The organism is Nonomuraea sp. NPDC059007 (assembly GCF_042740555.1).
Classification (GTDB): domain Bacteria; phylum Actinomycetota; class Actinomycetes; order Streptosporangiales; family Streptosporangiaceae; genus Nonomuraea.
In genome coordinates this window covers 309,285-324,282 of the sequence record NZ_JBHYJD010000010.1, presented here as the reverse complement: position 1 = coordinate 324,282, position 14,998 = coordinate 309,285, and the positions used below count along the sequence as shown (strand labels likewise).

Genomic DNA, 14,998 nt, shown 5'->3' with positions numbered 1-14,998 from the left:
CTCTGGCACCGGACGCGGCGCGCCGTACCGAAGACACCGAAGCCGAAGCCCGCGCGACGCCACGCGTCAGATGCCGAACGAGCCTTTCGCGGCGCGCGCCCGCAGGACCAGGTCGATGGCGAAGCGCCGGTCCGGCTCGGTCAGGGCGTCGCCGAGTGCGCTCTCCAGCTGCCGCATCCGGTAGCGCACGGTCTGCGGATGTACCTTGAGCTGCTCGCCGATGTCGGCCGCGGTGCCGCGGGTGGCCAGCCACACGCCGAGCGTCTCCAGCAGCCGTTCGCGCCGTCCGGTCGTGAACGAGCCGAGCGCCGTGAACTCGCGGCGCGCTATCTGCTCGGTGAGCTCGTGGTCGGCCAGCAGCCACAGCGTGACCAGGTGGTCCTCGCAGCGCAGCAGCGGCGCGCCCGCGATGATCCCCTCGTCGGCCAGGGCGAAGACGCGCCGCGCCCACCGCATGGCCGAGGGCGCGGCGGCCAGCGGCACGGTGACGGAGATGACGGCGGACATGCCGCTCAGCAGGGATTCCAGGCGCCGCAGCCGCTCGCCGGCGATCTCGCCCGGATACAGCAGGCAGGGCTCGGCGCTGGCCCAGTCGGCCAGGACGCCGGGTTCGAGCGGGCCGCCGGGGTCGGTGGCGCCGGCCCGCAGCGCGACCAGCGTGATCTGCTCGGCGGGCGTCCAGGCGGCGCGGGCGGCACGCTCGGGTACGGCCCCGCCCCCGTCGAGTATGTGGCGCAGCAGCCTGGCCCGGCGTTCACGCAGGTCCTTGCTGGCCCGGGCCAGCTCTTCCTGGTGGCCGCGTACGGACTGCTCGGCGAGGTCGCCGATGAAGGCGATGATCGAGTCGCCCATCGTGGCCACGAGCGAGGGGTCGACGCCGTGCCGGTTGCCGACCTCGACGCTGCGCCGCCAGACCAGGCGCAGGCCGAGCCGGTAGGCGGCCTGGAGGCTGTCGAGGCTGCGGCCCTCGCGGGCTTCGAAGCGGCCGAGCTGGCGGCAGACGGCGTCGCGGGCCTCGAAGGAGGCACTGGGGTCGGCGACCCGCTGGATGAACGAGGTGAGGATGCAGTCGACGCCGCGTCTCAGCAGCTGGCCGTGCTTTCCGGTGGTGCGGTGGGCGAACTCGGGGATCGACTCGCCGATCGCCAGGAGGACCTCGTCCACGATGCTGGGCACCTCCGGCCACATGATCTCGGCGAAGTGCGGCGGGATGGGGCCGGGTAAGTCACCCTGTTCAACGGTTTGCGTCAACAGTCACACCTCCCTCATCCGCCTTGTGACATGTGACACAACGAACATAGGGAAGAGCCCGGCCTCCGACAAGAGACCAGGCACTTCCTTGATCATCGAACCGGTCAGGGCACGATGTCGGTGTACTTCTTGAAGGATCCGTACTGCTGGAAGATCGCGGTGTTGCGACCGGCGGCGGCAGGGGTCCCAGCCTGGGAGTTCACGACCGCGTTCAGCAGGCCCAGGCCGAGTCCGCAGCTCTCCGCGCCGGGCACCGCGAAGGCGTTGTCCACGATCGTGGCCTTCTGGATCGGCGGGTTCGTGGACACCAGGACCGGCTTCACGCCGGAGATGGGCGTGTTGGGCGGTGGCGGGCTGGTCGTGCCGAGGATGAGGTTCAGCCGGAGGGGGTTCCTGTCGGAGCCGAGCCGGCAGTTGTGGCCGAGGACCGGGTTGATGATGCGGACCTTCAGCGCCATCTTCCATATCGGGCCGGGCACGACGTCGAACGAGCCCGCGTACTGGGGTTCGGCGTAGACGGCGGTCAGGATGGGGTCCCCGAAGATGCCCTTCCTGACCGTCATGCGCTCGGCGCGCAGCCGGCCGAAGACGGTGACCTGCTTGCGGGTGTCGGGGTCGAGGCCCGTGGCGTAGGTGATCTTCATCGGCTTGTTGATGACCTGGTCGAACTTGCCGAGCACGAACTTCCCGCCGTTGACGATGATCACGTTGCACGTCCAGAACCGCGGGTCGGCGCGGTCGGGCAGGTCGGGGCAGTCGGCGAAGTCGAACGCGGGGATGTCCTCGGCCTGGGCGGGGGCGGCCATCGCGGCGGGCGTCCCCAACATGAGCAGCGCGGCCAGGGCGGCTTTGGCGACCTTCACGGGATTCCTCACGGGGCCTTGGTCGCGTAAAGCTTCTGGTCGTAGGTGCCGGAGTTGGGCACGGACTCGCCCTTGACCACCACGTTGGCGAAGGCCGCGGCGGCCTCGGGGCAGTACACGTCGTTGGTCTCGGTCGGCATCAGGTAGAACTGCTGCCCCTGTGCGCTGCCCTGGGCCTGGGCCAGCGACGGGTCGGGACGGTTGGGGTTGTCCGGGTTGTAGAGGTCGATCTCCAGGGTGGGCGTGTCGGCGGTGAGGCCGTAGTAGCAGGTCTGCGGCTCGGTGGTGACGGCCGGCATCTCGATCACGGCCTTGATCTTCACGCCGGGCTGGTTGCCGGGCAGCTTGAGGAAGGTGTCGCGGTTGTTGAGGTGATCGTCGTCGTAGTAGATCGTGCCGCTGCCGTTGGTGTTCACGGTGGTGATGGTGGTGGTGCCGCCCTGGTTGTTCGGGCAGGCGCCGCCGGAGCCGTTGTTGTCGATCTGGACGTAGTTGACGTAGCCGCCGGTGCCGTCGGAGTTGACGCCGCCGCGCAACTGGGCGTACTGGCACGTGGTGTCCACGAGGCCGATGAAGGGGGCGTTGCCGGAGAAGTACACCTCGCCGAAGCTCAGGGCCTGGATCTTCCCGGAGTACGCGGCCGCGGTGGCCGTACCGGCGCGGATGACGGGGGTGGACTCGGCCGCCACCGCCGTGCCGGGCAGCAGAATCAGCGCGACGGCAGCGGCGGCTAATGGCGCTGACACCCGTGCGATGGATTTCATCGTGTGCCTCCATGAAAGGTGAGTGGTGACGAACGTCACAGAAACAGAAGAGAGTTCTGGCGTCAACAATTCGAATCCCTGAAATATGTATTGCTCAGCCAGTGACAAACAATGCGCGGTGAATTAGTCACCGGCTGCCAAGCGGTGTGTGCTCATCCGCTGACAAAGCCGCCCGGCCCGTTTGTCAGCCGATGACAAAGGCTTGAAAAGCGAATGCGTTGTGCCCTACCGTGCCGCGGACACCGCTGAAGGGACTGCCATGCGCTCAGCCGCGCCGTGGATCGCCGCCGGAATTCTCGCGACCATGTTCGGGTCCGGGGGAAGCGCCGCCACCGGGACGCGGGGCCCCGTGTCGGACACCGTGTACGGGTGCAAGGTCGGCGACTCGGCCACGAACCACCGGATCAGGATCCGCCTGACGGTCACGATGAAGAGCCCCGAGGCCGTGGGCGTGGACGTGCGCCCCGGACGCCTCAGCATGAAGATCGTCATGCCCCGCTCGATCCTCGCCGACCTCTCCGACCAGCCGGTGGACTCGCTGAGCGCCACCATCACCCCCAAGGTCGGCGCGGCTTTCGAGGCGGACGAGGGCGAGAGCCCGGAGCCGCGCGTGCTCGCCTGGCGGCAGGTGCGCAGCCCGGCGAAGAGCCCGGTCGCCGCCTCCGGCGAGGTACGGCTGACCGCCGCCACCTGGACCGCCGGCCAGCGCGGCGACGCGTTCAAGGCGGCCGTCCCCGGCGTCGCGACGTTCACCGCCTCGGCGCTGACCATGATCCTGACCCCGCCCGCCGGCGGCGCCAAGACCGCGACCTGTACGCCGGAGACCGAGACCGTGCAGGCCAAGGTGGTCTTCCGCGGCCCGAAGACCGGCGAGGACTGCCCGCCGAACCCGGCCGCCACCGTGCTCAACCCCGACTTCGAGGTGCCAGAGGTGCCGCCGACCGCGGTGCCGGGGCCCATCCCGCCCGCCATGGGCTGCGCCAAGCTCAAGGGCTTCTCCAACATCAAGAAGCTCGACGCCGGCGTCTCGGTCGAGTCGCTGTCGGCGGTGAAGAGCCTCAGCGGCTTCCGATGGTTCGTGCCGAGGGACCCGCCGCCGGGCACGGTGCCGTGGCAGCGCCAGGACTACGTCGGCGAGAACCAGCCGGTCCGCGCCACCGGCACCGTCCTGACCTTCGGCTTCGTGCCGACCACCACGACGGTGGAGCTCACCCAGGTGGGCGTGGCCAACGTGCACCTCATCGACTCCTCCACCTCCGACGGCTCAGACGACCTGGCGGTGGCGGTCAACGCGCGCGTCACCATGCGTGTGCTCAAGGCCAGCGTGAACGGCCGGCCCATCGACGTCGGCCCGAGGTGCGGGACGGCCAGGCCGATCGATCTCAAACTCAGGGGCGGCGAGATGTACGACCCGCCCTACCAGGACAACCTCCTGGTCGGCGGCGTGCTGCGCGGGCTGGTGGAGATCCCGCCGTTCGCCGGCTGCGGCGTCGGCGAGGACATCAGCCGCCTGCTGACCGCCTCGGTCTCCGGCAAGGCCAACGAGATCCAGGTCAACCAGGGCGCCCTGTGCGGAACGGCCGGCGCCCCTTCCGCCCAGTGCCCGCCCGAGGTAACCATCAACGGTAAGAAGGCGGGCTCGCGGAAGGGCTGAACCCCCATGCACCTCCATCGCCACTGGGTCGAGATCGAACGGATCGGCCTGGTGGTGACGCAGGCGTGCGCGCGGTGCGGCAAAACGCGGATCAGGTTCTCCAGGAAAACCCGCACCCGATGACAAAAGGCGAATCAAAAACAATCAGGCGTTGACAGACGACCTGACCGATGCGGAATCGTGTCTTTAGTCACTTGCCTCTCGATCGTCGCGATGAGTAGCTTGCCCGCACGCAATGCCGCGACCGATCAGGCGAGGTAATGGGAATCGAAGTGGTGGTCCAGGGACTGTCGAAGTCCTTCGGCGCGCAGACCATTTGGGAAGACGTCTCGCTGATTCTCCCCGCCGGGGAAATCAGCGTCATGCTCGGTCCTTCAGGCACCGGTAAAACGGTGTTTCTCAAATCCCTGATCGGCCTGATCAAGCCGGAAAGGGGGAAGGTCGTGGTCAACGGCGTCGACATGATCAACTCCCCGGACCGCCAGGTCTACGAGACCCGCAAGCTCTTCGGCCTGATGTTCCAGGACGGCGCCCTGTTCGGCTCCATGAACCTCTACGACAACATCGCCTTCCCGCTGCGCGAGCACACCAGGAAGAGCGAGGCGCAGATCCGCGGGATCGTCCTGGACAGCATGGAGATGGTGGGCCTGGCCGGCGACGGGAAGAAGCTGCCCGGCGAGATCTCCGGCGGTATGCGCAAGCGCGCTGGCCTGGCCAGGGCGCTGGTGCTGGAGCCCGAGATCATCCTGTGCGACGAGCCCGACTCGGGCCTCGACCCGGTCCGCACCGCGTTCCTGTCGCAGGTGCTCATCGACCTCAACGCCCAGTTCGACACCACGATGCTGATCGTCACCCACAACATCGACATCGCCTCGACCGTCCCGGACAACCTGGGCATGCTCTACCGCCGCGAACTGGTCACCTTCGGCCCCCGCGAGGTCCTGCTGACCAGCGACGACGAGGTCGTCCGGCAGTTTCTCAAAGGAGACGTCCGCGGGCCCATCGGCATGTCGGAGGAGAAGGACGCCGCCCTGCGGGCCATGGAGAGCGCCGTGCCGTACGGCGGCGGGAAGACGATCCCCGAGCAGCTCGCCCCCACGCCGGGGCTGCCCCCGCGCCAGGCCGTCTGGCGGCGCATGGACCGGGTCATGCGCATGCTGCCCGAACTCGCCCCCGCCGCCAGGGACGCGATCGTCTCCCGGCACCTGCCCGGTGTGAAGGAGTAGACGATGGCCTCGATCACCGGCGGCTTACGCCAGACGGGCAGGATGTTCGCCCTGGGCGGGTCCGTGCTGGGGCTGATGTTCCGGCGGCCGTTCCAGTTCGCGGAGTTCATCCAGCAGTTCTGGTTCATCACCAGCGTCACGATCCTGCCCGCCGCGCTGGTGTCGATCCCGATCGGCGCGGTCATCTCCCTGCAGGTCGGCTCGCTGGCCCAGCAGATCGGCGCCCAGTCGTTCACCGGAGCCGCCAGCGTGCTCGGCATGCTCCAGCAGATCAGCCCGATGATCGTGGCGCTGCTGGTGTCCGGCGCGGCCGGCTCGGCCATCTGCGCCGACCTCGGCGCCCGCACGATCCGCGACGAGATGGCCGCCATGGAGGTCATGAGCGTCAACCCCGTCCAGCGGCTGGTGGTGCCCAGGGTGCTGGCGGCCATGGGCGTCGCGGTGCTGCTCAACGGCCTCGTCTCGGTCGTCGGCGTCGCGGGCGGCTACTACTTCAACGTCGTCATGCAGGGCGGTACGCCCGGCGCCTACCTGGCCAGCTTCTCCGCGCTGGCCCAGCTGCCCGACCTGTACATCAGCGAGTTCAAGGCGCTGCTCTTCGGCTTCATCGCCGGCGTCGTGGCCGCCTACCGGGGGCTCAACCCGGCCGGCGGGCCCAAGGGCGTCGGCGACGCGGTCAACCAGTCCGTCGTCATCACCTTCCTCCTGCTGTTCTTCGTGAACCTCGTGCTCACGGCGATCTACCTGCAGGTCGTCCCCTCGAAGGTGGGCTGATGCACACCAGAGTCCTCACCTGGCTGGACGAACTCGGCGACCAGCTCGGCGTCTACGTCCGGGCGCTGCTCTGGATCCCGGCCGCGCTCACCCGCTACTTCAGGGAGATCCTGCGCCTGCTGGCCGAGGTCGCCTTCGGCAGCGGCGGCCTGGCCGTCATCGGCGGCACCATCGGCGTGATGGTCGCCATGACCCTGTTCACCGGCGTCGTCGTCGGTCTGCAGGGGTACGCCGCCCTCGACCAGATCGGCACCGCCTCCTTCACCGGCTTCGTCTCCGCCTACTTCAACACCCGCGAGATCGCGCCCATCGTCTCCGGCCTGGCCCTGTCGGCCACGATCGGCGCCGGCTTCACCGCGCAACTCGGCGCCATGCGCATCAACGAGGAGGTCGACGCCCTGGAGGGGATGGGCATCCCGAGCCTGCCGTACCTGGTCTCCACCAGGATCGTGGCCGGAACCGTCGCGATCATCCCCCTGTACGGCATCGGCCTGATCAGCTCCTACCTGTCCTCGCGCATGGTCACCATCTGGGTCAACCAGCAGTCGGAAGGCACCTACGACCACTACTTCGGCGTGTTCCTGTCGCCGACGGACGTCCTGCTCTCCTTCCTCAAGGTGCTGATCTTCAGCGTCATGGTGATCCTGGCCCACTGCTATTACGGCTACCGCGCCGCCGGCGGGCCCGCCGGGGTGGGCGTGGCGGTCGGCCGGGCCGTACGGGCCTCGATCGTGCTGATCAGCGTCACCGACTTCTTCCTCAGCCTGGCCATCTGGGGCGCCACCACGACCGTGAAGATCACCGGATGAGGAGCGCGGGATGAGAAGACGGCTGGCAGGGGTGGCGTTCCTCATGGTCCCGGTGCTGCTGGTGTGGCTGTCGGTGGCCGTCTACACCAAGCGGTTCGCCGAGGTCGCCCTCGTCACGCTGCGCGCAAGCGCGGTCGGCCACCAGATGCACCCGCTGGCCGACGTCAAGGTGCGCGGGGTCGTGGTCGGCGAGGTCAGGACCATCGCCGCCGACGGCGACGGCGCCCGGCTGACGCTGGCCATCGAACCGGAGCACCTGCGGCTCATCCCGGCCGACGTGCGCGCCCAGATGCTGCCCACCACCGTCTTCGGGGCCCGGTACGTCGCGCTGATCCCGCCCGCGAAGCCGTCGGTACGCCGCCTCGCCGACGGCGCGGTGATCGCCGAGGACCGCACCGCCAACGCCATCGAGCTGCAGGTGGTGCTGAACAACCTGCTGCGGCTGCTGACCGCGGTCAAGCCGGCCAAGCTGTCGGCGACGCTCAACGCCATGGCCCAGGCCCTGGAGGGCAAGGGCGAGCAGCTCGGCCGGACGCTGGTCCAGCTCGACCGCTACCTCACCAGGCTCAACCCGCACCTGCCCGAGCTGAACGCCAACGTCCGCGAGCTGATCGAGTTCAGCCACCTCTACAGCGAGGCCGCGCCCGACATCCTGCGGGCGCTGGCCGACTTCACCACCACCAGCAAGACCATCGCCGACCAGCGTGAGAACCTCAGCGAGCTGTACGCCGGCGTGACCGCCGCCTCCCAGGACCTCACCACGTTCCTGCGGGCGAACTCGGCCAACCTCATCCGGCTGGCCGCCCACAGCCGCCCGACGCTGGAGCTGCTGGCGCGCTACTCGCCGGAGTTCCCGTGCACGCTGGAGATGCTCGCCGACTTCGTCCCGCTCATGGACAAGGTGCTCGGCAAGGGCACCAAGAAACCCGGCCTGCACGTGAAGGTGATCGCGGTACAGAGCAAGGGCCGCTACCTGCCGGGCAAGGACCGCCCGGTCTACAGCGCGACCGGGGGCCCGCGCTGCTACACCATCCCCTACACCGGCGACGGCGCCCGCCCCACAAGCCCGCCTTCGGCGACGCCAACCCCTTCGAGCACGCCCTCGGGCACGCCCTCAGGCACGCCCCAACCGTCGGAGACACCGTCGCCCACCAGCCCCGCAGAAGCCTTCGGCGGCTCCTACGGCCCGCCCAACTCCGGAGCCGAGAGCCGCCTCGTCAACGAACTGCTCGCCCTGGAGTACGGCGACGACCCGAGCACCCTGCCCGACTGGAGCAGCGTGCTGGCCGGACCGCTCTACCGGGGCGCCGAGGTGAGGATCCGATGAGGGAAGTCACCGCGCCGCTGATCAAGTCGATCGCCTTCGTGGTCGTCACGGTCCTGGCCACGCTCGCCCTGGCCATCAGCGTGGCCAACAGCGACCTGGGCGAGCGGACCACGTACCGGGCGCGCTTCACCGACGTGGCCGGGCTCAACACCGGCGACAGCATCCGCATCGCGGGCGTACGCGTCGGCCAGGTGGAGGCGATCGCCATCGTGGACCGGCGGGTGGCCGAGGTCGAGTTCTCCGTCGAACGCGACCGTCGCCTGCCCGCCTCCGCCACCGCGACGATCAAGTACCTCAACCTCGTCGGCCAGCGCTACATCGACATGGCCCAGGGCGAGGGTACGGCGGGCGGCACCCTGTCCGCCGGCGCCACGATCCCGCTGGATCGCACCACCCCGGCCATCAACCTGACCGAGCTGTTCCGCGGCTTCCAGCCGCTCATGCGGGCACTGTCGCCCGACGACGTCAACAAGCTCGCCGGCGAGCTCATCCAGGTGCTCCAGGGCGAGGGCGCCACGGTCGAGGGCCTGCTGCGCACGATCGGCGAGCTGACCAGTTCCCTGGCCGCCAAGGACGACCTCATCGGCGAGGTGATCAAGAACCTCGACACCGTCGTGGCCACCGTCAACGCCCGCGACAAGGAGCTGACCACGCTCGTGGTCACCCTGCGCAGGCTCATGAGCGGCCTGGCCGCCGACCGCAGGCCCATCGGGCAGGCGATCGGCGCGCTCGGCGAGCTCACCACGAGCACCGCGGGCCTGCTGGCCGACAGCCGCGAGCCGCTGCGCCGCGACATCGACCAGCTCGGCAGGCTGGCGGGCAACCTGAACGCCGACGCTCCGCTCGTGGAGCGATTCCTGCAACGGCTGCCGGACAAGGCCGAGGTCATCACCCGCGCCGCCTCCTATGGCTCCTGGTTCAACCTCTACCTGTGCGAGGCCCTGATCAGCGGGGTCACCTACACCGACGGCCGGCCGGCGCCCACGGGCATCCCGAACACCCAAGGCAGGTGCAAGCAGTGAAGCGGCTGCGCGAGCGCAACCCCATCCTGGTCGGCCTGGCCGGTCTGCTGCTCATCGGCGGCATCGGCACCGCCGCCTACCGGGCCGACGCCCTGCCGATCATCGGCGGCGGCACCGACTACACCGCCTACTTCACCGAGGCCGCCGGCCTCACCCGGGGTGACGAGGTACGCGTGGCCGGGGTCAAGGTCGGCAAGGTCAGTGACGTCGCCCTCGACCGGGGCAGGGTGAGGGTGGAGTTCCGGGTCAAGGACGCGTGGGTCGGCAACCGCACCACCGCCGCCATCATGATCAGGACGTTGCTGGGCGCCAAGTACCTCGCCCTCGACCCGCTCGGCCCCGAGGCGCAGAACCCCGCGCAGGCCATCCCCGTCACCCGCACGCTGGCCCCCTACGACGTGACCGCCGCCTTCGACGACCTCGGCCGCACCGTCGCCCGGCTGGACACCGACCGGATCGCCGAGAGCCTGGACACGATCTCGGCCACGTTCTCCAGGACGCCGCCGCACGTCAAGCAGGCCGTGACCGGCCTGTCCGCGCTGTCGAGGACGATCTCCTCCAGGGACGCGGAACTGGCCCGGCTGCTGGCCGGGACCAAGAAGCTCAGCGGCACGCTGGCCGCCCAGAACGACAACTTCGCCGAGCTCCTCAGAAGCGGCAACCTGCTGCTGGACGAGCTGCGCAAGCGCAGGGCCGCCATCCACGCGCTGCTCACCGGCACCAGGGAGCTGTCGGCCCAGCTCGTCGGGCTGGTCAGGGACAACAGGAAGCAGCTCGCGCCCACCCTGCGGGCGCTGGCGCGGGTGAGCGACGTGCTGCTGCGCAACCAGCGCGATCTGGACCGGGCGCTGGCGCTGGCGGGGCCGTACACGCGACTGGTCGGCAACACGATCGGCAACGGGCGATGGCTGGACGGTTACCTGTGCGGGGTCGTCCCGAAGCACTACCTGCCGGACGGCGTGCCCGACAAGGGCTGCCTTCCCCCCAAACCAGGAGGACCCCACAAGCCCACGCCGACCCCGACCGGTAGCCCCACCACTCCCGGAGACGACCGATGACCGGCCACCGCGGGCGCTCGCTCGCCCTGGCCGCGGCGCTGGTCGTCGCGCTCACCGGCGCCGCCGCGCCGCCGCGGGCCCCCGACGACCAGATCACCGCCTACTTCCACTCCGCCGTCGCCGTGTATCCCGGCTCCGACGTGCGGGTGCTCGGCGTCAAGGTCGGCGAGATCGCGTCGGTGACGCCCGAGGGCACGCAGGTCAGGGCCGTGCTGACGCTGGACGACGGCGTCGACGTGCCCGCCGCCGCCACGGCCGTCGTGGTCGCCCCCGCCCTGGTGGCCGAGCGCTACATCCAGCTCAGCCCGGCGTACACCAGCGGGCCGAAGCTCGCGCCGGGCGCCGTCCTGCCCGCCGACCGCACGGCGGTGCCGATGGAGCTGGACAAGCTGTACGAAACGCTCAGCGACTTCTCCAAGGCACTCGGCCCGACCGGCGCCAACAAGGAGGGCTCGCTCTCCCGCGTGCTCGACGTCGGCGCCGCCAACCTCAAGGGCAACGGCCGGGACATCAACACCATGGTCGCCGAGTTCGGCAAGGCATCCAAGACGCTGGCCGGCTCCAGCGGCGACCTGTTCGCCACCGTGCGGCACCTCGCCGACTTCTCCCGCATGCTGCGCAACAACGACGATCAGGTACGGCTGGCCGAACAACAGCTGGCCGACGTGACCGGATTCCTGGCCGCGGACCGCGACGAGATCGGCGGCGCCCTGCACGAGCTGGCCGGGGCGCTGGGCGAGGTGAAGACGTTCGTCGCGGAGAACCGCACTCTCCTGGCCGCGAACGTGGACAAGCTCGCCGACCTCACCCAGACGCTCGTGAACCAGCGGCGCTCGCTGGCCGAGGCCCTGGACAACCTGCCGCTGGCGGCCACGAACGTGGTCAACGCCTACGACCCGGAGACCCGGACGGTCATGGGGCGGGGGGATCTGCTGGAGCTGATGTTCGGACCGGCGGCCAGGGCGCTCGACCCCCAGCAGATCGTGGACCCGGCTCCCACCCCGACGGCCGGCGCCACACCGGAGAAGTCGCCGAGCCCGACGCCGTCGCCGTCGAAGTCGCCCGGCCCGACGACGCCCGCCCCGACGCCGAGTCCGAGCGGCACCGCCAAGACGAAGGACCCGACGCCGACGCCCGGCGACGAGCTACCTGGTGAGGGGGAGCGCTGATGGCCATCCACCGGGAAGCCGGGTCACGTACGGCGGGCCGTACCGGAAGAGGGCGGGTGGTCGCGGTTGTGGTCGTGGCCGGGACGCTGGCCGGGTGCGGGATCGGCGGGATCAGGGACGTGCCGCTGCCCGGCGGCGCCGAGCTGGGCGAGCGGCCCTACACGGTGACGGCGGAGTTCGAGACCGTGCTGGACCTGGTCCCGCAGGCGGCGGTGCGGGTCAACGACGTGGCGGTCGGCCGGGTCACCGAGATCAGCCTGCCCAAGGAGAGCTGGACGGCCCGCGTCACCATGCTGGTCAACGGCGCGGTGAAGCTGCCCGCCGACGCCGAGGCGAGGCTGGAGCAGACCAGCCTGCTCGGCGAGAAGTACGTGCAGCTGGCCGCGCCCGCCCGGGGCGGCACGGGCGGGACGCTGGCGGCGGGCGCGCACATCCCGCTCCCGCGCACCGTCAGGAACGCCGAGGTCGAGGAGGTGTTCGGGGCGCTGTCGCTGCTGCTCAACGGCGGCGGCCTGGCCCAGATCAGGACCATCTCCCGCGAGCTGAACAAGGCGCTCGGCGGCAACGAGGCCGAGATCCGCGACCTGCTCAAGAAGCTCTCCACGCTGACCGGCAACCTCAACCGCCACAAACAGGAGATCATCCACGCCCTCGACGGCCTCAACCGGCTCGCCAAGACGCTCGACTCGCGCAAGAAAGACGTCAACACCGTCCTGGACGACCTCAGCCCCGGCCTGAAGGTGCTGGAGGAGCAGCGGGGCGCGCTGGTCACCATGCTGGCGCAACTGGAGAAGCTCTCCGGCGTGGCCGTGGACGTCGTGGACCGCAGCAAGGACGACGTCGTCGCCGACCTGCGCGCGCTGGAGCCGATCCTGCGCAACCTGACCGCCGCCGGACGCGACCTGCCGAAGGCGCTGGAGGTGGCGCTCACCTACCCGTTCACCGACGAGATCACGAACGCGGTCAAGGGCGACTACCTCAACGCCTACCTGTCGATGGCCGCCGGTCCCGACGTCGAGCCGATCGTCCCGACGATCTCGATCAACGCCGACCCGAAGGACGACTGGCCGGAACTGCCGTTCGACATGGTCAAGCAGAAGGCGGGCAAGCAGCCCACGGCCACGCCGTCCCCGGCGAAGTCCAAGACCCCTTCGCCCACGCCCTCGCCGTCGAAGACGAAGACACCGGCCCCCACGCCGGAACCCGAGCCCGAGCCCACCCCGACGCCGACCCCCGAGCCGACACCGACCCCCACCCCCGGACAGGAGGAGTAGATGCTGACCCGCGCCACCCGCATCCGGGTCGCGATCTTCCTGGCCATCGCGATCGTCGTGATCGGCTTCATCGGCATCGAGTACGCCAAGCTCGGCAGGCTGTTCGGCCGCCCCGGCCACTACGTGGTCAAGCTGGAGCTGGCCGAGACCGGCGGCCTGTTCCCCGACGCCAACGTCACCTACCGCGGCGTCACCGTCGGCCGCGTCGGCGAGATGACGCTCACCGAGCGCGGCCTCGTCGCCGACCTGCGCATCGACGACGCCGCCCCGCCCATCCCGGACCGCCTGCAGGCCGTCGTCGCCAACCTGTCGGCGGTCGGCGAGCAGTACGTCGACCTGCGCCCCTCCACCGCCGACGGCCCGTTCCTGCGGGCGGGCTCGGTCATCGCGAAGGGCGCCACCCCCGCGCCGGTCACCGAGATCCTCGGCAACGTCAACGCGCTCGCCGCCTCGGTGCCGCTGGACTCGCTGCGCACCTTCGTCGACGAGCTGGGCAAGGCGTTCCAGGGCCAGGGCCCCAACCTGCGCGCCCTGCTCGACTACCAGAGCAGCTTCGTCTCCGCCGCCGACGAGAACCTCGTCCCCACCACGCGCCTGCTCACTGACGGCACCTTCGTCCTGCGCACCCAGAACGAGGAGGGCCAGGCCCTGCGCGACTTCGGCCGCAACGCCCGCCTGCTCGCCAAGCAGCTCAAGGACTCCGACGCCGACCTGCGCACGCTCATCACTGAAGCACCCGGCGCCACCCGCGAGCTGTCCCAGCTCGTGCGCGAGCTCGACCCCGGCTTCAGCGTCCTGGTCGCCAACCTCCTCACGACGTCCGACCTCACGCTCACGCGCCGGCGCGGCATGGAGGAGCTTCTGGTACGGCTCCCGCAACTCGTCGCCGCGGGCACCACCGCCGCCAGGTCGGGAACGTTCACCTTCGGCCTGACCAACACCTTCTTCAACCCGCTGCCCTGCGTGAGCGGCTACGGCAGGACGCCCTACCGCAACGGCCTCGACACCAGCCCCGGAACGTCCCTGAACACCGGCGCCCGCTGCCTGTCGCCGCCCTCCACCGGAGTCGGCGTGCGCGGCTCGGCCAACGCGCCCAAGGGCGGGGTGCCCGAGGCGGCCAAGCCCGGCTCGTTCAGCCTCGACGAACTGCCCGGCCGCCACGACACCCTGCCCGATCCGCCCGCCGACGGGCCCGAGAACGACATGGAGGAGCTCCTGTGGCCCGACCCCGACCGCTGACCCCGCCCGTGACCGACCGCGACCCGCCGCCTGGCCGGGGCTCGTTGCCGGTGCGGCGGTGGGCGGGGCCGGTCGCCGTCGTGCTGGTGGTCCTGGCCGCGGCGTTCTGCGGATGGTCCGGGTGGGTGTCGTGGCAGGCGGCCGGCGACCCGGGCGCCGCCTTCGCGGCCGAGCGGGACCGGGCGCTGGAGGCAGGACGGCGGCAGCTCGCCGTGCTCAACACCATGGACGCCGCCGCCGTGGACGCCGGTCTCGCCCGCTGGCAGGAGGCCACCACCGGGGCACTGCGCGACGAGCTGGCCGCCGGGCGGGCGAGCACCCGCCAGGCCGTCGAACGTTCCGGCGCCACCTCCCGCGCCACCGTGATCGAGGCCGCCGTCACCGCCCTCGACGCCGAAGCCGGTGACGCGCAGATCATCGCCGCCGTCGAGATCGAGCTCACGGGGCGGGGCGGGCGGGCGTCGGTGGAGCGCAAACGGTTCCAGACCGGGCTGGCCAGGACGGACGGCGGCTGGAAGCTCAAGTCGTTCACCGCGATTCCCGCCGTGGGCGGGTGACGAGGAGGTCC

The 14,998-nt window shown here is 70.4% G+C and carries 14 protein-coding genes; 11 read left to right on the top strand and 3 right to left on the bottom strand.

All coding sequences use genetic code 11. The features are described 5' to 3' along the window. Positions 1-66 precede the first annotated feature (66 nt). From ACFWY5_RS19675 to ACFWY5_RS19665, 3 genes are all read right to left on the bottom strand, one after another. On the bottom strand, positions 67-1,251 hold the full coding sequence (locus ACFWY5_RS19675) for a helix-turn-helix domain-containing protein (protein WP_379613500.1): 1,185 nt from the start codon (positions 1,249-1,251) through the stop codon (positions 67-69). A 104-nt stretch (positions 1,252-1,355) separates the two neighbouring features. Continuing rightward, positions 1,356-2,114: a hypothetical protein gene (locus tag ACFWY5_RS19670; RefSeq protein ID WP_379633444.1), complete on the bottom strand. Its 759-nt coding sequence runs from the start codon at positions 2,112-2,114 to the stop codon at positions 1,356-1,358. Between the two features lie 8 nt (positions 2,115-2,122). Further along, positions 2,123-2,878 carry a hypothetical protein gene (locus tag ACFWY5_RS19665; protein WP_379613496.1) on the bottom strand — a complete coding sequence of 252 codons (756 nt, stop codon included), beginning with the start codon at positions 2,876-2,878 and terminating at the stop codon, positions 2,123-2,125. Between the two features lie 259 nt (positions 2,879-3,137). Between ACFWY5_RS19665 and ACFWY5_RS19660 the strand changes: the two genes are divergently transcribed. The 11 genes from ACFWY5_RS19660 to ACFWY5_RS19610 all read left to right on the top strand — a co-directional run bounded on the left by ACFWY5_RS19660 (position 3,138) and on the right by ACFWY5_RS19610 (position 14,987). Then, positions 3,138-4,532 carry a hypothetical protein gene (locus tag ACFWY5_RS19660; RefSeq protein ID WP_379633442.1) on the top strand — a complete coding sequence of 465 codons (1,395 nt, stop codon included), beginning with the start codon at positions 3,138-3,140 and terminating at the stop codon, positions 4,530-4,532. Between the two features lie 260 nt (positions 4,533-4,792). Then, positions 4,793-5,758, top strand: a complete 966-nt coding sequence (locus ACFWY5_RS19655; protein ID WP_379613492.1) for an ABC transporter ATP-binding protein — start codon at positions 4,793-4,795, stop codon at positions 5,756-5,758. Between the two features lie 3 nt (positions 5,759-5,761). Continuing rightward, entirely contained in the window at positions 5,762-6,532 is a 771-nt protein-coding gene (locus ACFWY5_RS19650; RefSeq protein WP_379613490.1) for an MlaE family ABC transporter permease, read from the top strand. Beyond that, positions 6,532-7,341: an MlaE family ABC transporter permease gene (locus ACFWY5_RS19645; RefSeq protein WP_379613487.1), complete on the top strand. Its 810-nt coding sequence runs from the start codon at positions 6,532-6,534 to the stop codon at positions 7,339-7,341. The genes ACFWY5_RS19650 and ACFWY5_RS19645 overlap by 1 nt, the downstream gene beginning before the upstream one ends. Before the next feature lie 10 nt (positions 7,342-7,351). Further along, entirely contained in the window at positions 7,352-8,668 is a 1,317-nt protein-coding gene (locus ACFWY5_RS19640) for an MCE family protein (protein WP_379633440.1), read from the top strand. Continuing rightward, a complete protein-coding gene (locus ACFWY5_RS19635) occupies positions 8,665-9,690 on the top strand; it encodes an MCE family protein (protein ID WP_379613483.1) in 1,026 nt (341 codons plus the stop codon). Before ACFWY5_RS19640 ends, ACFWY5_RS19635 begins: the two co-directional genes overlap by 4 nt. Next, on the top strand, positions 9,687-10,748 hold the full coding sequence (locus tag ACFWY5_RS19630; protein WP_379633438.1) for an MCE family protein: 1,062 nt from the start codon (positions 9,687-9,689) through the stop codon (positions 10,746-10,748). Before ACFWY5_RS19635 ends, ACFWY5_RS19630 begins: the two co-directional genes overlap by 4 nt. Beyond that, entirely contained in the window at positions 10,745-11,917 is a 1,173-nt protein-coding gene (locus ACFWY5_RS19625; RefSeq protein ID WP_379633436.1) for an MCE family protein, read from the top strand. The genes ACFWY5_RS19630 and ACFWY5_RS19625 overlap by 4 nt, the downstream gene beginning before the upstream one ends. Next, positions 11,917-13,191, top strand: coding sequence for an MCE family protein (locus ACFWY5_RS19620; RefSeq protein WP_379633434.1), 1,275 nt, complete (start codon positions 11,917-11,919; stop codon positions 13,189-13,191). Before ACFWY5_RS19625 ends, ACFWY5_RS19620 begins: the two co-directional genes overlap by 1 nt. Beyond that, positions 13,192-14,430 carry an MlaD family protein gene (locus ACFWY5_RS19615; RefSeq protein WP_379633432.1) on the top strand — a complete coding sequence of 413 codons (1,239 nt, stop codon included), beginning with the start codon at positions 13,192-13,194 and terminating at the stop codon, positions 14,428-14,430. Continuing rightward, positions 14,409-14,987: a hypothetical protein gene (locus ACFWY5_RS19610; RefSeq protein WP_379633430.1), complete on the top strand. Its 579-nt coding sequence runs from the start codon at positions 14,409-14,411 to the stop codon at positions 14,985-14,987. The genes ACFWY5_RS19615 and ACFWY5_RS19610 overlap by 22 nt, the downstream gene beginning before the upstream one ends. Positions 14,988-14,998: the final 11 nt, after the last annotated feature.